Source organism: Litorimonas sp. WD9-15, assembly GCF_050271975.1.
Classification (GTDB): Bacteria; Pseudomonadota; Alphaproteobacteria; order Caulobacterales; family Maricaulaceae; genus Litorimonas.
In genome coordinates this window covers 1,421,183-1,441,546 of record NZ_CP189850.1, presented here as the reverse complement: position 1 = coordinate 1,441,546, position 20,364 = coordinate 1,421,183, and the positions used below count along the sequence as shown (strand labels likewise).

Sequence of the window (20,364 nt, the reverse complement as noted above, 5' to 3'; positions counted from 1 at the left end):
TTCAGCCAAAGGAACATGCACTCGTGCCACAAACGGCCCCAATGTCAAACCTCCCGGACCTCGTCAATTTTGAACGGGTCGCGCTGCGCTATGGGCGCGGGCCGGAAGTTCTGACCGATGCAACGCTTGACCTGCCACAGGGGAGTTTCACCTTTCTGACGGGTCCGTCGGGCGCGGGGAAATCGACCCTGCTCAAACTCTGCTATCTCTCGCTGATTCCGTCACGCGGCCTCATCCGCATGTTTGGTCGCGACAGCTCCGGCCTGTCCTATGCGGAACGTCAAGCGATCAAGCGACGCATCGGCGTTGTCTTGCAGGACTTTCACCTTATTGAGCATCTGAGTGTTTACGAGAATGTCGCCCTGCCCCTGCGCGTGTCCGGACAATCGCGGGCCAGTTACAATGATGATGTCGTCGAATTACTGCAATGGGTCGGGCTCGGTCACCGGATGCAGGCCTTTCCGTCGACCCTCTCGGGCGGGGAGAAGCAACGTGCCGCGATTGCACGGGCCGTGATTGCCAAGCCGGATCTTTTGATTGCAGATGAACCGACGGGGAATGTGGATCCCGTCATTGGTCGCCGCCTGCTGCGGCTGTTCTCGGAAATGAACCGCATGGGCGCAACGGTCCTGATCGCGACGCATGACACGCATCTGATCGACGAGTTGGATGCGCGGGTTTTGCGGATTGAGGATGGACGTGTGTTTAAGGGGAAACCCGAATGAATACGGTGACTTCAGCATTCATTGGCGGGGAAGCCCCGCTCCTACCGGACCGCGTCAAGAATACGCGCGCGCTCTGGGTCGTGTTGATTATCATGGCATTACTGGCGGGGTTCGCGCTTCTCTTTGCGCGCGGCGCGATGCGTCTTTCCGGCGATTGGCAAACGCAGCTTTCCGGAACGCTGACCGTGCAAGTCCTGTTGGAGAGTCAATCGGAGTGGGAGGACCGAACCCGCACGGCGCGGGATGTCCTTTCCGGCACACTCCCCGGAGCGGATATCGCGATTGTTCCGCAATCCGAGTCCCACGCCCTGTTGCAGCCCTGGCTGGGCAATACGGTTTTGCCGGAAGATTTACCCGTGCCGGGCTTGATCGAAATTACCGGAGAGACGCTGTCGGCCAGCCGCGTTCAAACAGCTTTGGACGGCGCGAATATTTCCGCCAATGTCGATGATAATTCCCGCTATGCCGATAATTTGCGCGGCACGGCCCGACGCCTCGTCGCAATCGGGATCGGGGTTTTGATTTTGATTTTAACAGCCGGACTCGCCGTGAATATTTTCGCGACGCGGGCGGGGATGACGGCGCAGAAAGAGATTATACGCGTCCTCGTTCAAGTTGGGGCGACGGATAGTTTTATCGCCAAACTCTTTGTCGGACAGGCGGCAACTCGCGGCGCGGTCGGGGCTGCAATCGGCCTTGTCGGCTCGGCCATTATCTGGCTGGTTCTGTCTATGACGGGGGATTGGGGTGGCCTAGGTTGGACAGGATTTAGCGCGGGGTTACTGGACTTCGTCTGGCTGATCGGTCTTGGGCTCGTCTTTGCGATCATCTGCGCCATGGCCGCCGGACTGACCGCCAGTCGCCAGCTCGCCTATGAGCGCAAACGCCTGTGAGACGTCGGGTCGATACTTTGGAAAAGCCGTCAAAGCGGCGGGGTTGGGCGAAGTTTTTCCTTTTCCTGCTGATCGGGTCGCTCTCACTTTTACTCGGCGGTTTCCTCTCTTTTGCCCATCATGTGGACGGTATAAAACCGCCCGCCACGCTGTCCTCCGCTGACGGAATCGTCGTCTGGACGGGCAAGGGCGGCGGGCGTTTGCAGGCGGGTGCGGAGTTGCTCGCGCAGAAAAAAGGCGAGCGGCTGCTGATTTCAGGTGTCAATGAGAGTAATGATATCGCCGCCATTCGCGAATTATCGGGCTTATCGCAAGACCTCACGGATTGCTGTCTCGATCTGGATTACGCCGCGAAAGATACAATCGGCAATGCCCGCGAAACGGCCGTCTGGGCGGGCGCGCTTGGTTATGATCACATCATCCTCGTGACCTCCGCCTACCACATGCCCCGCGCCCAAGCCGAAATTGCGGGCGCAGCAGGACGTATTCGGATTACCCCCTATCCCGTGGAGCGGGCGGATGCGCGGAAATGGTATAAATCCTGGGACCGGACGAAACGGCTGGCTCAGGAATATTCGAAATTACTGCTGACCTATGCGCGGGGCCGAAGCGGCGAACGGGACACACCGGAGTTAGAAATGAAACCGGTAGGTTAGTCCTTATCCGCATCCAAAATGCGTCGCCGAATATCGCGAGTCTTCGCAAAACTATCCAGCAATGTATCGCCGTCGTCCCAACGAATGGCACGTTTCAGGGCGGTCAAATCCTCGATAAACCGGTCCACAACTTCCAGCGTCGCCTGTTTATTTGTTAGGAAAACATCGCGCCACATGACGGGGTCAGAGGCCGCGATACGTGTGAAATCGCGAAATCCACCGGCGGAGAATTTAACGACTTCTTTCCGTGTGACCGTTTCCATATCAATGGCTGTACCCACCAATGTGTAAGCAATTAAATGCGGCAGGTGAGAGGTCGTCGCCATGACCATGTCATGCCGTTTGGGGTCCATAATCTCGACATCGCTACCGAGGGCTTCCCAAAAATCCGTCAGTTTTTGCGTGGCTGTATTGTCCGTTCCGGCAGGCGGAGTGAGGACGCACCAACGGTCTTCAAACAGTTCTGCAAAGCCCGACTCAGGACCGGAATTTTCCGTGCCCGCAATGGGGTGACCGGGAATGAAATGCACATCCTCCCGCACGCGCCCCGTCAGAGCTTTAACCAAATGGCCCTTCACAGAACCAACATCCGTTAATATTGCACCCGACTTGAGAGACGGCATTAAGGCCATAGCTGTTGTCGAAAGACGCGCTGACGGCGTGCAGAGAATGACCAAATCCGCTTGCGCCGCGAAATGATCCGCCGGACCGTCCGCCACGCCGTCTGCAATGCCCAGCTTTGTGATGGCTTTGCACGCGGGCTCAGACGTGTCAGCGATGAATATGGTTTTCGCCTGTCCTTTGACGCGCGCAGCGCGCGCTATGGAGGAGCCGATCAGGCCGCCGCCCACGATAAGAAGTGTGTCGAAGCTCATCTTATTGTCCTATTGGGCGCGGTAAAACACCAATGACGCGCATCGTTTTGATCGGCTCTATCGCGTGATAACCGTCGAGGCTGTAAAGCGAAAAAGCTCCTGATTGTGCCCGCAATTTGGCGCCTGCTGGAACATCCGCGTCGCCCGTCGCGCAGATCAATGTCTGGTCCGCACCGGAGGGTAGAATATCCGCCGTCGCAACCGCCACGGCTTGGGGCCAATCATCCCGACCCGTGCGGGGAAGTCCGGCCAGAATGTGCATCCCTTCCATTGCGCCGCCGGGGCCGAGGGCTGTCCACCAGCTGACCATACCACCGGGCGGTGGCGCAGGCGATGGGAGGACCGCAACGCCCTCATCCTCGGCATAACATCCGGCCAGTGCCGCGCTCGTCGTGGGATAGGTTTTTATCGAAAGCGCCGCGCCGAAACGGTCACGCACGAGCGACCAATTAGATAGCACGTCCCCTTCCAGCGCGACATGCAAACGCATCGGCCCCTGCGCCGCGAGACTGGCGCTCATGAGTTCGGCCCAAATGGTGGAGACCAATGAGGCGGAGGTCGAGCGCGCTTCGGCGGCAAGTTGGCGGACATGGCTGTCCTCCCGCGAGGGTCGCCAAACGCGCATGCCGGACTTTGCCTTGCGGACCTGTGCGGAGAGTTCGAGACGCTCCGCGATCAGGTCGAGCAACGCATTATCCACACGGTCAATCTCGCGCCGGATGACTTCTATGTCGGGTATCTCGTTAGACATTATCTCATTTGGTCCTGTTCATCACGGGTGAGCCTGCGAATTTCGGTCGGGCGACTTTTTCCGCATGACCATTATCCGGCGTGACGTAAAGGCGCTTAATCGCTTCGACAAGGACAAGTCCGGAAAAACCGGGCCAGACCGTCTCCCCGAACCGTTCCATACCGGTCACGAGCTTTGGGCGGGCGAGCATTTTGACGGGCGGAATGTAGAGTGCGTTGGAGCCGACCGTGGGCTGAAATCCTGCTACGCTCAGCGCAGCTTTCAACTGGCGACGGGAATAGGGCCGTCCTGCGCCAAAGGGCAGACTCTCGGCCCGCGCCCACATGCCCGCACGGTTGGACGCGATCACGACAATGCGGCCTTCGGGGCGCAGCACGCGGTAGAGCTCCGCGAGTGTGGCTTTCGAGGTTTCCGATTCTTCGAGCGCATGGATAGCCAGAATATTATCGAAACTTGCGTCTGAGAATGGGAGCGCTTGCCCCTCGCAGAGCACCGTCGCAATACCCCGCTTTCCGGGATGGGCGATCGCGCCTTGCCCCTCCGGCATAGCGAGGACAACGCGGTTCGCAGTGGTCTCATAGGCATTGAGATAGGGCCAAGCGTAGCCAAAGCCGAGGACGTTCTTTCCTGATAAATCTGGCCAAAGCGTTGAGAGCCGCCGCGCCGCCATATCCCGCGCGGCCAAGCCCAAAGAGGTGGCGTAGAAAGTCTCCAAACGTGTCGCCGTCTCGCGCATGATTGACGTTTAAACGTCGAAAGGGAACTTAGCCAGCCCGCTTTTGCCACGCGGCAGCGGCACTGGGCACGCCGAACATAAAGCCCTGCAGATAGTCCACACCCAAACGGCAGAGCATATCCGCATCCGCGCGGTCATCGACCATTTCCGCAACGGTTTTAACTGAGAAGGTCTGCGCCAGATCGACCATCATGCGGACAAAGGTCTGTTTATTTGGGTCAAACGCTATGCCTTCTATCAGAGTCCCATCAATCTTGATCATCTCCGCCTCGATCGCCATGAGGTTCCGGAAAGTCGTGTAGCCCGAGCCGAAATCATCGATCGCGAAGTCACAGCCAACGGAGCGCACTTCATTGGAAAAATCGCTCGCCATGGCGGGATCGTCCAGCGCCACAGTCTCAGTGAGTTCCAGCGTCACACGTTCTGCCGCCTGCCCTAGAGTCCGGAGCGCCGCGACATAGCCGGCGGCGGCTTCCGCATTTTTGACGGTCCCAGCGGACACGTTGAGGGCGAGGTGAACTTCCGGATCAGAGGCCAGCGTTTCCGCCGCGAGTTCCAATGCGCGACGATCAAGCAAATGGACCAGGCCCAGACGCTCGGACGCCATGATAAATTGGCCCGCACTGACAATCTCTCCATCCTCACGACAGAGGCGCAAAAGGCATTCATAATGATGGAGTTGCCGCGTCTTCGCGTCAATTATGGGTTGATAGGCGAGACGGATGCGGCGTTGGTTCAGCGCGTCGAGCACGTCTTCGGAGGTCGTTTCCCGCGCCCCCGGTACGTGGCCCAATCCCATGACGGGTGTGTAAGACCGGACTTGCGACGGCTTTGTACCTTCCAAGGCAATCGCAGTTTGGGCAAAGGCTTCCTCCGCCGAGCGGGCGTTCGTTCGCAGCCGCGTCGACCCTGCACCGATCTCCATATAGAGCCCGCCATGCGGTGTTTCGACGGGTGTGTCTTCTAATTCGAGCACGAGCCGTTCCGCGAGTGTCGGGAAGGCCTCATCATTTGCCCCGTAAAACACGATGCCAAAATCAGGACCGGAAATTCTGCCGACAACATCCGGCATACGAATATTATCAGAGAGACGTTTGGCCAGTTCGACGAGTAATCTGTCGCCCGTCTCGTATCCATAGACCGCATTGATGTCGGTAAGGTTTAAAAGCCTCACTCGGAGGAAGGCGCCCTCCCCCGATTGCCGGTCCGACAGAGCCGCGAGATGATTAAGCGATTGATGCAGGGTTTTTCGGTTCGCGATCTCTGTCAACCCGTCATGGGTGGACAGGAACGCTGCGCGTTCCGTTTCGCGTCGCTGCGCCGTGACATTGGTCAACACACCGTCAATATGTGTGACACCGTCTTCCGTGCCTGCGCGACGGCTACCGCGTTCTTCGATCCAGACAAATTCGCCCTGTACCGTTCGCCATCGATAGGTCAGACGATATTGAGCGCCGTTCCATGCGAGGCGGCGGAGGGCTTTATCACGGGCGCGGACATCCTCCGGCTCCATCTGCGCGGTCCAACCATCCGAACTGCGCGGGAGATGTTGGAGGGGTTGACCGAGCACCGCAACGGCCTGTCGATCCGACCCGAAGGACAGTGTTGTTCGGTCGATGATCGAAAACGCGACAGCGCCCAAGAGGGTCAGCGCCATGTCCTGAGGCGCGGCTTCAAATGATGTGTCAGGCTTCAACATGAACACAACTTGGGGTATATTGTTTAAGGAAGCGCAAAAATCTCATCTCAATCTGCAAAGCCTTCATTCACCGCAAAATCACGGCGCGCAGCGGCAATCGTGACCATAAATCCGGCCATGACGTCCAGCAGCGCCATCATCATGATGAGGAAGAAAACAGAGGTCGAGAAGGCCGGAAGGAGCAGGAACTCCACGAGGCAGATGATGAACAGGACAAGCGAAAAGGCGTGATTCATCACTGCGGCCCGTCCTATGCCTGTCGATTTTATAAGTTCAAAAAACAGCATAAGTAGCGACGCCCCGATGAGCGCATGACCCGGTGTAATGTGCCACGTCGCGCCGCTCGTCATCGGAATGGCGAAGACATCTGTATCGAGCCGCAGGCGCATGGCCTCAATCGTCGACAGGGTCGCGCCGCCGAGCGCAAGCACGTTATAGATCACCACAGGGATGATCATCAGGGGAAAGACTGTGAAAACGCGCAAAGCCCGGCTCTCGATTCGGTAAGGTTAATTAAGTCCTACCGCGTGGAGGGTTTACGAGGTATTAAGGATTGGGATAACGCGATTAAATCTTCTCCAAGGGGAGAGGTATCTCCCACCTAAACCTCGTCCACGCCCTCCGGCAGCCGCATCCGGGTTCTCAGCCACATGACGCCGCGCAGATCCGCGACACTCACCTTTAGCCGTCCGAAATTCGTATATTTGCTCTCGCCAAATTCCCGCGCGCGGTGATTTACGTCGGCAAACTCAATGGCGTAGCCCTCGCGGAGCATCAGCGCGGGAATATAGCGGTGGATGTGATCGAAATAGGGGAGCCGGAGAAAGGCTTCACGCGTGAAAACTTTCAGCCCGCAACCTGTATCATCCGCTTCGTCCTTGAGCAGTTTCTTCCGCACGCCGTTCCCGAAACGCGAGGCAACTTTCTTCGCGGCAGAATCAATGCGTTTGGCGCGCCGTCCCCCGACCATGGCCAGAGTCTCAGGTGCATCCGTGCGGGTAAGTTGCGCAAACAGCGCGGGAATATCGGCGGGGTCATTCTGTCCGTCACTGTCGAGTGTCGCAATGATTGGCGCTTTGGCGGCCAGCACACCAGAGCGAACACCGCGCGATTGGCCTGAATTCTTGCGATGGGCGAGCACGCGTAAATGCGGAAAGCGCGTTTTCATATCCGTCAGCACAGCTTTCGTATCGTCCGTCGACGCATCATCAATGAAGATCATCTCGTAAGGCGTCTCAGACAAGGCCGTGGCGATTTCAGTCGCGAGATTTTCCACATTCTCCGCCTCGTTAAAGGCGGGCACGACGACCGAGATCTGCGGCAGGGTATTTTCAGCAATGAACATAGGCAGCCTTTCGCATGACTGGCCGCCCGCATCAAAGGTGAAAAACCTTTTGCCCACTCGCGCGATGGGTTAGGCGACCTCTATGTTCGGGCAATCCCTCAAACGCCGCTGGCATGTTCTCATGCTCAGCCTCCTTACACTCGCCATGGTCCTGCCGGGCCTCGCGAGCCTGCCCGTAATTGACCGCGATGAGGCGCGATATGCCCAAGCCAGCGTGCAAATGGCGGAGAGCGGCGACCTGCTGAATATCCGTTTTCAGGACGAGGCGCGGAATAAAAAGCCCGCAGGAGTCTATTGGCTGCAAACGGCGATGATCAAGACCTTTGCGCAAGACGGGGAGCGCAAGATCTGGGCGCAGCGATTGCCGTCTGTTTTTGGAGCACTGATGACAATTCTCTTCCTCTATTGGGGCGGGTTAAAAATGGTCGGGCGGGATGCGGCTTTTATCGGGTCTGCCCTGCTCGCCGTTTCCCTCGTTTTCGTTTTCGAGGGCCATATTGCTAAGACGGACGCCCTGCTCTGCGCGTCGACGACGGCCGTTTTTGCGGCGCTGGGACGACTGCGAAACGGCGTTGGGAAGCTGGAGCCTTGGGTCTTTTGGATTGGACTTGGCCTGTCCATTATCATCAAAGGCCCGATTGGATTGGTTTTGGTCGTGCTCTCGTTGACCTCCCTCCTCATCTGGGAACGGAGTTTAAGCTGGGCGAAGCCGCTTCTGAATATCGGCGCGATTGTTGTGTTTGTCCTGCTCTGGCTACCCTGGGCCGTCGCCATTTTCATCGCGACGGACGGTGCATTTTTCGTTGAGAGCCTCGGCAATGATCTCGGCGGGAAAGTCGTGAGCGCGCAGGAAAATCACGGCGCACCGCCCGGAACGCATTTGGCCGTCATCGCCCTAACCCTCTGGCCCGCCAGCCTCTTCCTGCTGCCGGGGCTGGTCTATGCGGTGAAAGCGGTGCGGTCAGGTGGAGGCGGCACCGTCCCCCGTGCCATGCGCTATTGCCTCGCATGGGCTGTGCCGTTTTGGGTACTGATTGAAATTATGCCGACGAAATTACCACATTACGCCCTGCCCGTGTTTCCGGCACTCTGCCTGATGATGGGCGCGGCGATACTGGCGATGCACCACTTGGGAGATTTTGCGAAATCGAGAATTATCAATGGATGTCTGTTTATTCTGGCCAGTGCAGGTGTGGTCGCAGGCTTGCTCTTTGTGCAGGTGCAATATGGTGAATATTACAGAGAAACCCTAACTTTTGCGATTTGCTTAATGGGGGGGCTGATCGCTATTGTAGGCGCTTTCGCTGTTCTACTTGGAAAAATTCGAACTGGATTTTTCTCAGTACTACTTTCAGCTTTAATCCTGTCTGGCGGCGCTTATGGCTACATCCTGCCAAAACTTGACAATTTCCGTACGTCGGAATTTCTAGCGAACGAGATCAAAACACTTGCACCGAATATATCCTCGAAAGACATTCATAGCCCTCACTATTCTGAACCCAGCCTTGTCTACCATGTCGGCAGCGAAATTGATGTCACCGCCAGACAAACTGACCTTTCTCGGGACAGGCTTGTTGTTCTGGACGTCAACCGCAACGATTTCGAAATTCGGCAAGCGGACGTTTTTTCTCAAGGCACAAAGAAGATTTGTGTGACGGAGTTTATCCCCCCAGTTACTGGCTTCAATTATTCCAAAGGCGACGAAGTCACCCTCGTTATTTTGCGGGCGGCGCCTTGCGGGGATTAGCGCCGAACAAAGCCGCTTTCAGCGTCAGAATATAGGCACGCCCCATAATCGCCGTCGCCATGAATGGCGCGGCGAGAACCGTCAATATTTTCGACATCGGACCCGGCGTGTAGTTCCAGAAATAGCGCAGGAAACCTTTCAGTTTCTCGCCCTCAATCCAGATGCGCGGGACATTGGACGTGCTGCCATAATGCATGACGGTTGCGCCCGGCACAAAGCCGACCTGCCCGCCCATTTGGCGCGCACGGCGGCAAATTTCGATATCCTCAACATGGAGGAAATAGCTTTCGTCAAAGCCCCCCATTTTATCAAAACTCGGCCGATCCGTCATGAGGCAAGCGCCAGACACGGTCTCAATTTGTATCGGCGCATCGGGCATGGGATCGCCCTCACGATGAACCGATCGCAAGCCCGGTAGTTTTTCCAAAAACGGCAAGAACCCAACAAGAGCGGATGTCGGCGTCAGGGCGGCGCGGCGACCACCGCGTTGTTCCTTACCTTCAATATCGCGCAGGAGACCGCCCGTTATCCAAGGCTGCACCAGGCAATCGCCCGCATTGGCAAGTTCGCGCGCAGAGCCTTTCGCGATAATCGCATCAGGATTGAGGAATAATATGTAATGTCCCGTCGCCATCCTCGCCCCGTAATTGCAGGCACGGGCAAATCCGATATTGCCGTGGCCTTGAATAAAGCTCACGCGGTGACGGTTCGCTGTCAGTTCGGAGAGACGCGCGCGGGAAGGTTCTGTGTTTCCATTATCGACGACAATCAGCTCATGAATATCCCGATCTGCCAGGACGGCGAGGATCGATTCCATCAAGGCAGGACCGGTCATATAGCTGACCATCACGACACTGATCGGTCGTTTGCGGGCGGCATCAGATGAAATCTGATCCGAACAGTCTATGGGGAGTGCGACGATATCTGCCACATTCGCTCCTTCACCTTGCGCCCCCGCGAGCCATTAACTTTTCCGCGGTTCAGGGGCTACATACGTGTCTAATCGCCTGAATGTAAAGGATAAACGCCGAGAACCCCTTATCTGCGGGGTATTTTGCGATCTTGTTCATGCGGGATTAATCCAACCATACACATGCCAAGGGCAATAATGCCCCACCACCAATATTGCCAGATTCCGATGGTGAGAGCCCCGTTTAACGTCGCTGCAATCACCAACCCACTCATCGCGGCGGCCCGAGCAGGAGAGGCGCAAAAATTTAAAATAGGTTTGATTGCAGCGATTAGAAAACCCGCCGCTAGACAGACACCCACCAAGCCCGCTTCCAGCCAAAGCTGTAGACCAATGTTATGCGGATGCAGCGAGACGATCACAATGTCTCGACCGTCCCGCGCCTTGAATGTTTCCTGATAGGTGCGCGAGACATCGAACCCGTTACCAAGGAGCCAATTCTCCTGAATACGCTCCCAAACATAGGCCCACATCCTCACACGGTGTTCCCAAGAGAGCGGCAGTTTGGAAAGGGCGGCCTCATCTAACATCCCAGCGAAAATACCGACGAGCGGGGCAAGAACAAGGCTCGCAATCGCAAATGCGAAAGCAATCATGATCCCGAGGCGCGGTCTATACCACGCCAGCGCAACGAAAACTGCGGTCGCGGCCAATGTCGGAATGATGAGGCTCAGACGGTTGAAAATGGCTGCCGCCGCGAAGGCCGCCAGCACGGTCAGCGCCAAAGCCCAACCGCGCTTAAAGCTGACGATCATGAGAATTGCAGCTGGCCAGACGAGATGCGTATAGGTCATCAACCCACGCCCCAAAGACCGCTCCGCTTCGCCCTGTCGGACATATATATTGGAGCTTACCTCAACCGGATCAACAAAGGTCGAGAGCGCATAGCCTGACAGGACATCGAACAAGAACAATCCCGCGGCCAAAACTGTGCCCGCCATGAAGACATGTCCAAGATTTTCCCGTCCACGCCCAGTTAGCCGCAGAAATACAATCGGCATCAGAATGAGAGCGAGGGCAAAGAGAAAGAGTTTCAACCCGTTATCTAAAAGACGCAAATCCTCATGTGGGCTCCACAATGCAGCGAGCCAAGCCCAGAGTGTGAAGGCCAGAAAGAATGGGAGCCAGAGGCCTTTGAGATAAACGGCATCTTTCAAATTGGCTGCGACAACCAGAAGCGCACCACAGCCGAGGAAAAACGCAAAGGCTTGGAATCCCAATCCACCGGCATGGGCCAGGATTGGCGTCAGGATCATCCCGATCCAAAGCCAACCTTGCGTCAGGCCATCAAGTCCTTTGCGAACCGCGCCCACTGCGAAACCCTAGCGCTTCAAATCCGGCGCGAGGGCTTCGTCTGTGAAAGCAGCAATCGCCTCGTCGACGGGAAGAATAGTCTGATCGCGGGAGCCGAGACGACGAATGGCGAGTTTACCCTCCTCCATTTCCTTGCGGCCCACGACGGCAATGACCGGAATCTTCCGATCGGCGGAGAGTTCACGGATTTTATAATTGATCTTCTCATTGCGGATATCGGTTTCAACACGCAGGCCAGTGGCCCGCATTTTGGCCGCGACCTCTTCAGCATAATCATCCGCGTCCGACGTAATCGTCGCGATGACGACCTGAACCGGCGAGAGCCAGAGTGGGAATTTACCCGCGTAGTTTTCAATCAGGATACCGAGGAACCGCTCAAATGAACCTAAAACGGCACGGTGCAACATGACGGGTGCATGCTTCTTGTCATCATCGCCGATATAGCTGGCATCAAGACGTTCCGGCATATTCGGGTCGAGTTGGATCGTCCCCGCCTGCCACTCACGGCCAATCGCGTCGCGCAAGACAAAGTCCAATTTCGGGCCGTAAAACGCGCCGTCACCTTCATTCAGGACAACTTCAAGACCGGAGGCTTTCGCCGCCGCTTCCAGCGCATCTTCCGCCTTATCCCAATACTCATCCGAGCCAACACGCGTATCTGGACGGGTGGAGAAGTTAACCTTCACATCATCAAAACCGAGATCGGCATAGACGGACTTCAGAAGGTTTGTGAACCCCTTCACCTCATCCGTGACCTGATCCAGCGTACAGAAAATATGGCCATCATCCTGCACAAAGCCGCGCACGCGCATCAGACCGTGTAACGCGCCCGATGGCTCGTAACGGTGACAGGAGCCGAACTCAGCATAGCGCACCGGCAGATCGCGATAGGATTTCTGGCCCTGGTTAAAGACCTGAATATGACACGGGCAGTTCATCGGTTTCAGCGAGAGGACTTTGTCCTCCTCCGCAATTTCCGCGACGAACATATTCTCGCGATATTTTTCCCAATGGCCCGACGCTTCCCAGAATTTTCGGTCCATGAGTTGCGGCGTCTTGATTTCGCGATAGCCATATTCGCGCTGACGCCGCGCCATATAAGCCATAAGCGTTGTGTAGAGCGTCCAGCCATTCGGATGCCAGAAGGCCTGCCCTTGCGCTTCCTCTTGGAAATGGAACAGCTCCAACTGACGGCCCAAGCGACGGTGATCGCGGGCTTCGGCTTCTTCAATCTGTTTCAAATGCGCGTCCAGGTCTTCCTGTGTCGCCCACGCCGTGCCGTAAATGCGCTGGAGTTGCGGATTGTTCGAATCGCCACGCCAGTAAGCGCCCGCGACCTTCATCAATTTAAATGCCTTGCCGATCTTGCCGGTGCTCGGCAGATGCGGGCCGAGACAGAGGTCAAACCACTTGCCCTGTTTATAGACGGTCAGGACTTCATCCTCGGGCAGATCTTCGATCAGCTCGACTTTGAAATGCTCGCCCAGACCTTTGAACAGGGCAATTGCCTCATCGCGCGCCATGACCTGACGCTCGAACTTATCATTGCGATTGATGATGAAGGCCATTTTCTTCTCAATGGCGGCGAAGTCATCCTCACTAAACGGCTCGTCCCGGTGGAAATCGTAATAAAATCCGTTCTCAATGACGGGGCCGATTGTGACCTGCGTACCCGGAAATAATTCCTGCACGGCCTCGGCCAGAACATGCGCTGCGTCATGGCGGATCAACTCCAACCCTTCCGGGTCTTTCGCCGTGACGAGTTCGAGTTTCGCATTATCATTGATCGGCAGAGACGCATCGACGAGCTTGCCGTCCAGCTTCGCGGCCAGAACCTGTTTCGCCAGACCTTTGGAAATGGATTTCGCCACCTCCATGGCCGTCGTACCGGGAGCGTAGTCGCGTTCGGCACCATCGGGAAATTTCAATGTAATCATGATCTACTCGTCAGAATTCGTGCGGCCCCACAGCCCTACGCGCCAGGGTGCCCATATGGGAGGTGTCGTAATCTCTTCGGGGACATTATCAACCCCAGAGGTTCCCCAAGGATGGCATCGTTGCAGTCGCGCGAGTGTCAGCCACCCGCCCTGCCACGGCCCGTGTTTCTGGATGGCCTCGACGGAATAGGTCGAACAACTGGGGTAGTGCCGACATCTCACACCGAAAAACTGTAAGGTCGGCGAGATGAGCCATTTATACAGCGCCAAGAGCGCGAGCATGGGCAAGCTGAGGACTTTACCGATCATGCAGGTGTAGGTGGTACCGCATTCGGTTTCACCAGTTCCTCATTCTCCGTCCCGCAACAAAGGCAGTAACGGTAGAAAGTCACATTTCGCGTATCGCAGCTCGGGCATTGGCGCTGCAAATGAATACCGCAATGGACGCAATAATCCGTATTCACGCCGTCCCGTGTGACGATGGACCGATCACAGCCGGGGCAAGTCTTGGCCGCGATCTTTTTCAACGCCGTTTCATAATCAATCGACTTACGCCGCTCGGCCTCTGATCGTGCCTCCTCCAATTGTTTTCGCGCCAGATATTTTCGCATCTGCTTAATCAGGAAATAACCCGCGACAGCCACGGCAATGATCCCGACTGTATAACGGACATAGCCGCCATAGGACGGCAGATAAGGCACAAGTTCGACGAAAAACGCGAACAGGGAAAAGAGTACAAATCCCCGATATAGCGGCCAATAGGCACTGCCGCGTTTCTTCGCAATCATCCATGCCGCTGCGAGGAGTAGTGGCAGGGTTAGCATCAGCCGGAAGCCGAAAACCCGCAAATCACGCGATCGGATTGCGCTGCGATATTGCGGCTGCGCCTCACTTCGCAACGTTTGTATATCAGACCGAATATCGGCGACCTCCCGCTCCCGTTCCCGCAAGGCCGTTTGCGCGTCGGCAACAAGTCGCTCAGACGTTCGACTGCGGGCGGCGAGCGTTTCCAATTCCCGGGTGCGTCGCAGGACTTCGGGATTGGTCGCCGCGCTCTCGGTGGCGGTCCGCGTCGAAATCCAATTGTCGAAATTAGATTTGGCCGACCGGTAATCCGCACGCGCAGAGGTTTGGGCCTCAAAAGCGTCCTCAGACGCGCGGCGCAGCGGCGTAAGTTGGTTTTCCAACTGGCGCTCTTCCCCGCGCAGGGCCTGTAACTTATCCGCGTCGATAAAGTCTTCGACCATGATCGTCCGGTCCATGCGCGGCAGATCTTTGATAACCAGTCCACCCAGACCAATCAGGAACCCGGCGAAAATCACCGATAGGATCCACATCACGATGGAATAAAGCTGTTGCGGACGGCGTGTCGATTTGGCCATGAGATTTCCCCTCTTGATAGGAGAGAGCGTAGAGCGAAGAGGACTTAACTGTCCAGCGCTGCTTCAAACGCTGCGACCGCGGCCTCAAACGCCAATAAAGTTGATGTATGGCGGGCAGGATATGCGGCGACGCCGGAAAGCAATGCGAGTTTCGCAAACTGTCCCGTCGGAGGCTCTCCACCCGCTTTCAACAGAGCCTGCAAACCGTCACGCGCGGTTTTTAGCTCCGCGAGCGTGGACCCAATAATTGACTCTTTCAAGATTGCCGCACTCGCCTGTCCCAAAGCGCAGGCTTGTACGCGCAGGGCGCAGTCGGACACCACGCCGTCTTCGACATTTAAATCAATTTCCAACCATGACCCGCAAAGTTTTGACACCTTCCGCGCTGTCCCATCAGGGTTGGGAAGGGCCGCATTTTCCAAGGTCGCCGAGAGCGAGAGGATGTCGGTATTGTAGAGGTCCGAGAACATGAGGTGGATATAGGGGGTGTGAGGGTGGAGTGCCATGTTTGAGCGGAGATGTGACAATCCGCGTTTAAGGGGAACTATATCCTCGCTTTCGCGACTATAATAATTCCCGAAACCACAAACCACTGTCACCTCGCACCAGCCCAATGGGCGCAGATGCGGGGCCTAACGATTACAGAACGTTAGCTTGGGTTTATAGGCGATAGGTCCCGCATCTCCACTGCGTTGCGTGCGGGATGACATTAGGTTTTATGGCGCAAATTTTAGTTGCCAATCCCTATTTATAAAAAGAATGATCCTCACTTATCCAACCTGTGTCATATTTACTCTTGCTCTTTCGGATATGGGACAGGTGAGACGTTACTTTCTGATCCGGAAGACGGTGGGGTGACGAAGACAATCAATTATTATTGATTGACGAGGAACTGAACCGCAAAGCGGTTCAGCGCTACACTGCATTTGATCCACAGGATCAAATACGGGCGTTACGCGCGGGCCGGGCCTATCACTGTTCGAGAGCCGACCGGCAGGTCGGGCCTTACGTATTGTATTTACAACACAATTCGTTTGGTCAGGCACTGACTCCGGGGGCATAATACGGGCCGTCGTTATACAAACCACCGCCGCAGGGTCATACCCGCGTAAAACAAAACTAAACTTTCGGTACTCCGTCGCGAGTGCTGACCCTGCGGGCTGTCCCGCTACTCATTTGAGTACCCAGCCGTACGCCAGATCGTCGGTCACCAATGACGCATGTCTACTGCCTTGCCGACTCTCTCATCCTCCCTATATTGGAGCCATGCCAGCCCCCACCGTTAAACCCGTCGCCGATACAAATATGTCCATGTGGCAGCCGCATCGTCCCGCGCGTCCTGAGAAAATTGAGGGCGGCAAAACATTCAAACTCGTCAGCGAGTTTGAACCCAAAGGCGATCAGGTGAAGGCCATCCCGGAACTTGTCGCGGGGGTGAATTCGATTGAACGCGATCAGGTCCTGCTCGGCGTGACAGGCTCGGGCAAGACCTTCACCATGGCGAAAGTCATTGAACAGACCCAGCGCCCCGCCCTGATCATGGCGCCGAACAAGACGCTCGCCGCGCAGCTTTATTCCGAATTCAAGAGCTTCTTCCCCGACAATGCTGTCGAATATTTCGTGTCCTATTACGATTATTATCAACCCGAAGCCTACGTCCCACGCACGGATACGTTCATCGAAAAAGACAGTAGCGTGAATGAGCAGATCGACCGGATGCGCCATGCCGCGACGCGGGCCATTCTGGAACGCGATGATTGTATTATCGTCGCCTCGGTCTCCTGCATTTACGGTATCGGGTCGGTCGAGACTTATACCGAAATGACGATTGATCTGAAACGGGGGCAGGAGATTGATCCGCGCACGCTCATGGCGCAGCTCGTGCAATTGCAATATACGCGTAATGATCTCGCCTTTCAGCGCGGCTCTTTCCGTGTGCGCGGCGACACGGTCGAACTCTTCCCCGCCCATTATGACGACACGGCGTGGCGGTTCGAATTTTTCGGTGAGGAGATCGAGAGCATCACGGAATTCGACCCACTGACGGGGCGATCAAATGCGGAAAAGGAAAGCGTCCGCGTCTATGCCAATTCGCATTACGTGACCCCGCGTCCGACCGTGCAATCCGCGATGAAGGGCATTAAACACGAATTAAATGAAACGCTGAAATTATTTGAGAGTGAAGGCAAATTGCTGGAAGCGCAGCGCCTCTCCCAGCGGACCGAATTCGATTTGGAAATGATGGCCGCGTCGGGGTTCTGTAACGGCATTGAGAACTATTCCCGCTACCTGACGGGACGCGCGCCGGGTGAACCGCCACCCACATTGTTCGAATATCTGCCGGAAAATGCGTTGCTCTTCATGGATGAGAGCCACGTTTCCGTGCCGCAAATTGGCGGCATGAGCCGGGGTGACTTTAACCGCAAATCTACCCTCGCCGATCACGGATTCCGCCTGCCCTCCTGCATTGATAACCGCCCGCTAAAATTCGAGGAATGGGACGCGATGCGGCCCCAGACCGTGCATGTTTCCGCCACGCCCGCCGATTGGGAAATGGAACGCACGGGCGGTGTCTTCGTCGAACAGGTCATCCGTCCGACAGGCCTGCTTGACCCGCCCGTCGAAATCCGACCTGTATCCGGCAAAACGCATAACCAGGTCGATGACGTCGTGGACGAAGTGCAGAAAGTCGCGGCGAAAGGCTTCCGCTCTCTCATTACGACACTTACGAAAAAGATGGCCGAAGACCTGACGGAATATATGTCCGATCAAGGCATCAAAGTCCGCTACATGCACAGTGATGTCGATACGTTGGAACGGATTGAGATCATTCGCGATCTGCGCCTCGGCGTGTTCGATGTCCTCATCGGGATTAACCTGCTCCGCGAGGGTTTGGACATTCCGGAATGTGCCTTTGTCGGAATTTTGGATGCGGATAAAGAAGGCTTCCTCCGCAGCGAAACCGCGCTGGTCCAAACAATTGGCCGCGCCGCGCGGAACAGTGAAGCCAATGTCGTCCTCTATGCCGACAAGGTCACAGGATCGATGAAGCGCGCTATGGACGAAACGGAACGCCGCCGTGAGAGACAGATCGCGCATAATCTCGAACACGGCATTACGCCGCAAACCGTCTTGCGCGGTGTCGCGGATATGGTCGGCGACTCGGAAGCCAGCCAGAAAATCAAAGATGAAGCCAATAGCTACACCCCATCCGGCAAGAAACGGGTCGGCAAAAGCGGCAAGGCGCAGCGTAAAATTCTCGAAATGGCCGAAGGGTCAGAACCGTTTATGGGCGGCAATATGCAAGCGGCCATGGCGAATTTGGAGAAGCGCATGTTCGAGGCAGCGGAGAATCTGGAATTTGAAGAAGCGGCGCGTTTGCGGGATGAGATGAACAAGTTGAAGACGGAGGCTGCCGCGGCGGAAGGCTAATTAATCAGACGGCCGTTCCGCATACCATTTCGCAAATTCAGCCGAGAGATATTCTGACCCTGTTGGCGAAAGATGGAGCGGATCACGGTAGGCCAGAGTTCCGTCAATCTGCCAGATGCAAGTGTCAGATGACGGGCACATGGCGTCGATAGAGGAGAAGTAGTGACGCTGAGGATTGCGCGGCAGTTTATCCTTCTGGCGTAAGACATGCGACTGCATTTCCGCATCCAAACCGTCAAGACTGGCATGTCTGGCAATGATCTGTCGGGGCGATTGATCGAAAACGGGACGGGAGCCGATCAGCACGTAATCTATGCCTCGCTGTGTCATATAGTCATCAATCGTCTTCACTTGAGCCGCATTCTTAAGATGGGACCAAGTGAGTATGACCAGATCATATTCTTGATTGTCAAGCACCTCTTCGAAGACGAAATTCCGGACCGACTCGCACGTGTCAGAACGACTGGCACCCGGAAATGGATTACAGCGCGCCGCTGTGATCTGCGAAATATGCCAATTTGGAAAGGAGAGCTCCAAGCCATAACGTAAATCCGCCGCAACGGAACTCCCCAAAAGGAGCATATTCTGTTTCCCAGAAACCGTCTTATAGCAGGTTTCAGGCATATCGAAGAAACGGTCATTTGTGGACAGGAAGCACGTTCCCTGACGCATCAAAGATTGATAGCGATTATCTTCCACAAGATAATCCTTCAATTGCGTTTCACGTTCTGGCGGAAAACCCTGATTTATCCAAATCATTGCCGCTAGAAAACCCGAAGCAGCCGTCACAGGAATAAGTGCACCAAAGGCTTTTGAGGGGGATAGAGAACGAGGATGTGAGGCCTGTCGAAACGGATCTTCGATGAGCCATTTTAAAGCCGCCCCCAATAGGAAAGAGATCAGACCAAGGCTAATCATTTCCACGAAATTTAAACCCCCATATGCGCTCACATATAAAACAATAAGCGGCCAATGGACGAGATAAATAGAGTAGCTGCGCTGGCCAATCCAGATGGCAATGGGATTGCCAAAAACGGTCTCCGCCAATTTTGAGTCCATGGATAAGAGAAGGAGCATTGACGCGATAACTGTAACGCCGCCCGTCAGAGCAAGATTGCTGACGGCGTCAAAAGTGAAACAGGCATAGAGAAACAAAGCAGAGCCTGCGAGGAGCGCCACTGTTGCGTGCAGATTATTCTTAAGGCGGAGCCCAAGAATTGATAAAATTGCTCCGCCCATGAATTCGTAAATGCGAAAAGGAAACCAGAAAAAACCTGTTTCAGGCGACATACGCGCGAACCATACCGTCGCGCCAAAAGAAAGAATTAGGAGAACAAAAGTCCAGACCTTCCAGCGTTTAGGCCCGAACACGGCGAAGACCAACGGCCAGAACAGATAAAACTGCTCTTCAACCGAAAGGGACCACATATGCAAAAGCGGCTTCGTTTCAGCGTCAGCCGCGAAGTAGCCGGATTCCAGCCAAAAACTGATATTGGCCAGAGAGGCAAGACTAAATAGAGCGGACTTCCCCGTCGCTGCAAACTCTTCCGGGACTAAGATAAACCAAGACGCGATAAGCGTCACTGTGACCGTCACGAGCAAGGCGGGAAAGAGACGCCGAATTCGCCTCAAATAAAATGCTGAAAGCTTGAGCCGACCTTGCGCCTTTCGCGTCATTAGGCCCTTGGTGATAATGAAGCCGGAGATGACAAAGAAGAGGTCTACCCCTAAAAATCCGCCGGGAAGAAAATTGCGATCAAGATGAAAAATTAGAACAGCCAAAATGGCCAAGGCACGATAGCCTTCTAGAGGTTTGATCAATTCATATATGGTCGATTTCATCGCCTCGAATTTCCAGCTCGATCATCTTTTAACGCGCTTACCAGACCTGAACCGGCCTGC

At 55.6% G+C, this 20,364-nt stretch carries 18 protein-coding genes; 5 read left to right on the top strand and 13 right to left on the bottom strand.

All coding sequences use genetic code 11. The features are described from left to right. The first annotated feature begins 41 nt into the window (after nt 1-41). Genes ACP9M6_RS06560 through ACP9M6_RS06550 form a run of 3 tightly spaced genes read left to right on the top strand, consistent with a single transcriptional unit; the run spans nt 42 to nt 2,274 of the window. Nucleotides 42-725 (top strand): cell division ATP-binding protein FtsE, encoded by a 684-nt coding sequence (locus ACP9M6_RS06560; protein ID WP_427454617.1) that lies wholly within the window; start codon nt 42-44, stop codon nt 723-725. Further along, a complete protein-coding gene (locus ACP9M6_RS06555; protein WP_427454616.1) occupies nt 722-1,618 on the top strand; it encodes a cell division protein FtsX in 897 nt (298 codons plus the stop codon). Before ACP9M6_RS06560 ends, ACP9M6_RS06555 begins: the two co-directional genes overlap by 4 nt. 17 nt (nt 1,619-1,635) lie before the next feature. Beyond that, a complete protein-coding gene (locus ACP9M6_RS06550) occupies nt 1,636-2,274 on the top strand; it encodes a YdcF family protein (protein WP_427454615.1) in 639 nt (212 codons plus the stop codon). Here the strand turns inward: ACP9M6_RS06550 and ACP9M6_RS06545 are convergent. The 6 genes from ACP9M6_RS06545 to ACP9M6_RS06520 all read right to left on the bottom strand — a co-directional run bounded on the left by ACP9M6_RS06545 (nt 2,271) and on the right by ACP9M6_RS06520 (nt 7,680). Beyond that, on the bottom strand, nt 2,271-3,149 hold the full coding sequence (locus ACP9M6_RS06545) for a prephenate/arogenate dehydrogenase family protein (RefSeq protein ID WP_427454614.1): 879 nt from the start codon (nt 3,147-3,149) through the stop codon (nt 2,271-2,273). The two genes, ACP9M6_RS06550 and ACP9M6_RS06545, sit on opposite strands and share 4 nt — an antisense overlap. Nucleotide 3,150: 1 nt before the next feature. Further along, on the bottom strand, nt 3,151-3,900 hold the full coding sequence (locus tag ACP9M6_RS06540; protein ID WP_427454613.1) for a chorismate mutase: 750 nt from the start codon (nt 3,898-3,900) through the stop codon (nt 3,151-3,153). Between the two features lie 4 nt (nt 3,901-3,904). After that, nucleotides 3,905-4,636: a class I SAM-dependent methyltransferase gene (locus tag ACP9M6_RS06535; RefSeq protein ID WP_427454612.1), complete on the bottom strand. Its 732-nt coding sequence runs from the start codon at nt 4,634-4,636 to the stop codon at nt 3,905-3,907. A 28-nt stretch (nt 4,637-4,664) separates the two neighbouring features. After that, nucleotides 4,665-6,335, bottom strand: a complete 1,671-nt coding sequence (locus tag ACP9M6_RS06530; RefSeq protein ID WP_427454611.1) for an EAL domain-containing protein — start codon at nt 6,333-6,335, stop codon at nt 4,665-4,667. Between the two features lie 47 nt (nt 6,336-6,382). After that, a complete protein-coding gene (locus ACP9M6_RS06525) occupies nt 6,383-6,820 on the bottom strand; it encodes a hypothetical protein (protein WP_427454610.1) in 438 nt (145 codons plus the stop codon). Between the two features lie 116 nt (nt 6,821-6,936). Further along, nucleotides 6,937-7,680, bottom strand: a complete 744-nt coding sequence (locus ACP9M6_RS06520; protein WP_427454609.1) for a glycosyltransferase family 2 protein — start codon at nt 7,678-7,680, stop codon at nt 6,937-6,939. Nucleotides 7,681-7,762: 82 nt separating this feature from the next. Between ACP9M6_RS06520 and ACP9M6_RS06515 the strand changes: the two genes are divergently transcribed. Continuing rightward, nucleotides 7,763-9,427 carry an ArnT family glycosyltransferase gene (locus tag ACP9M6_RS06515; RefSeq protein WP_427454608.1) on the top strand — a complete coding sequence of 555 codons (1,665 nt, stop codon included), beginning with the start codon at nt 7,763-7,765 and terminating at the stop codon, nt 9,425-9,427. Here the strand turns inward: ACP9M6_RS06515 and ACP9M6_RS06510 are convergent. From ACP9M6_RS06510 to ACP9M6_RS06485, 6 genes are all read right to left on the bottom strand, one after another. Beyond that, nucleotides 9,396-10,358 (bottom strand): glycosyltransferase family 2 protein, encoded by a 963-nt coding sequence (locus ACP9M6_RS06510; protein WP_427454607.1) that lies wholly within the window; start codon nt 10,356-10,358, stop codon nt 9,396-9,398. The two genes, ACP9M6_RS06515 and ACP9M6_RS06510, sit on opposite strands and share 32 nt — an antisense overlap. 107 nt (nt 10,359-10,465) lie before the next feature. Further along, nucleotides 10,466-11,710, bottom strand: a complete 1,245-nt coding sequence (locus ACP9M6_RS06505; RefSeq protein ID WP_427454606.1) for an O-antigen ligase family protein — start codon at nt 11,708-11,710, stop codon at nt 10,466-10,468. 9 nt (nt 11,711-11,719) lie between these two features. Then, entirely contained in the window at nt 11,720-13,648 is a 1,929-nt protein-coding gene (gene thrS / locus ACP9M6_RS06500; protein ID WP_427454604.1) for a threonine--tRNA ligase, read from the bottom strand. Nucleotides 13,649-13,651: 3 nt separating this feature from the next. Continuing rightward, nucleotides 13,652-13,957, bottom strand: a complete 306-nt coding sequence (gene yidD / locus ACP9M6_RS06495; protein ID WP_427454602.1) for a membrane protein insertion efficiency factor YidD — start codon at nt 13,955-13,957, stop codon at nt 13,652-13,654. Beyond that, nucleotides 13,954-15,030, bottom strand: coding sequence for a zinc ribbon domain-containing protein (locus ACP9M6_RS06490; RefSeq protein WP_427454600.1), 1,077 nt, complete (start codon nt 15,028-15,030; stop codon nt 13,954-13,956). Before ACP9M6_RS06490 ends, yidD begins: the two co-directional genes overlap by 4 nt. Before the next feature lie 44 nt (nt 15,031-15,074). Then, entirely contained in the window at nt 15,075-15,500 is a 426-nt protein-coding gene (locus tag ACP9M6_RS06485; protein WP_427454599.1) for an iron-sulfur cluster assembly scaffold protein, read from the bottom strand. Between the two features lie 796 nt (nt 15,501-16,296). Between ACP9M6_RS06485 and uvrB the strand changes: the two genes are divergently transcribed. Next, a complete protein-coding gene (uvrB, locus tag ACP9M6_RS06480) occupies nt 16,297-18,462 on the top strand; it encodes an excinuclease ABC subunit UvrB (protein WP_427454597.1) in 2,166 nt (721 codons plus the stop codon). Here uvrB and ACP9M6_RS06475 read toward each other — a convergent pair whose 3' ends face one another. Further along, nucleotides 18,463-20,304 carry an acyltransferase family protein gene (locus tag ACP9M6_RS06475; RefSeq protein WP_427454595.1) on the bottom strand — a complete coding sequence of 614 codons (1,842 nt, stop codon included), beginning with the start codon at nt 20,302-20,304 and terminating at the stop codon, nt 18,463-18,465. It abuts the gene before it with no gap. Between the last annotated feature and the right edge of the window lie 60 nt (nt 20,305-20,364).

Bases quoted from the DNA above. Each gene is read 5' to 3' on its own strand.
- ACP9M6_RS06485 (WP_427454599.1), bottom strand. From the start codon at position 15,500: ATGTTCTCGGACCTCTACAATACCGACATCCTCTCGCTCTCGGCGACC.
- ACP9M6_RS06560 (WP_427454617.1), top strand. From the start codon at position 42: ATGTCAAACCTCCCGGACCTCGTCAATTTTGAACGGGTCGCGCTGCGC.
- ACP9M6_RS06515 (WP_427454608.1), top strand. From the start codon at position 7,763: ATGTTCGGGCAATCCCTCAAACGCCGCTGGCATGTTCTCATGCTCAGC.
- thrS (WP_427454604.1), bottom strand. From the start codon at position 13,648: ATGATTACATTGAAATTTCCCGATGGTGCCGAACGCGACTACGCTCCC.
- ACP9M6_RS06535 (WP_427454612.1), bottom strand. From the start codon at position 4,636: ATGCGCGAGACGGCGACACGTTTGGAGACTTTCTACGCCACCTCTTTG.
- ACP9M6_RS06540 (WP_427454613.1), bottom strand. From the start codon at position 3,900: ATGTCTAACGAGATACCCGACATAGAAGTCATCCGGCGCGAGATTGAC.
- ACP9M6_RS06545 (WP_427454614.1), bottom strand. From the start codon at position 3,149: ATGAGCTTCGACACACTTCTTATCGTGGGCGGCGGCCTGATCGGCTCC.
- ACP9M6_RS06475 (WP_427454595.1), bottom strand. From the start codon at position 20,304: ATGAAATCGACCATATATGAATTGATCAAACCTCTAGAAGGCTATCGT.
- ACP9M6_RS06530 (WP_427454611.1), bottom strand. From the start codon at position 6,335: ATGTTGAAGCCTGACACATCATTTGAAGCCGCGCCTCAGGACATGGCG.
- ACP9M6_RS06520 (WP_427454609.1), bottom strand. From the start codon at position 7,680: ATGTTCATTGCTGAAAATACCCTGCCGCAGATCTCGGTCGTCGTGCCC.
- yidD (WP_427454602.1), bottom strand. From the start codon at position 13,957: ATGATCGGTAAAGTCCTCAGCTTGCCCATGCTCGCGCTCTTGGCGCTG.
- ACP9M6_RS06555 (WP_427454616.1), top strand. From the start codon at position 722: ATGAATACGGTGACTTCAGCATTCATTGGCGGGGAAGCCCCGCTCCTA.
- ACP9M6_RS06490 (WP_427454600.1), bottom strand. From the start codon at position 15,030: ATGGCCAAATCGACACGCCGTCCGCAACAGCTTTATTCCATCGTGATG.
- uvrB (WP_427454597.1), top strand. From the start codon at position 16,297: ATGCCAGCCCCCACCGTTAAACCCGTCGCCGATACAAATATGTCCATG.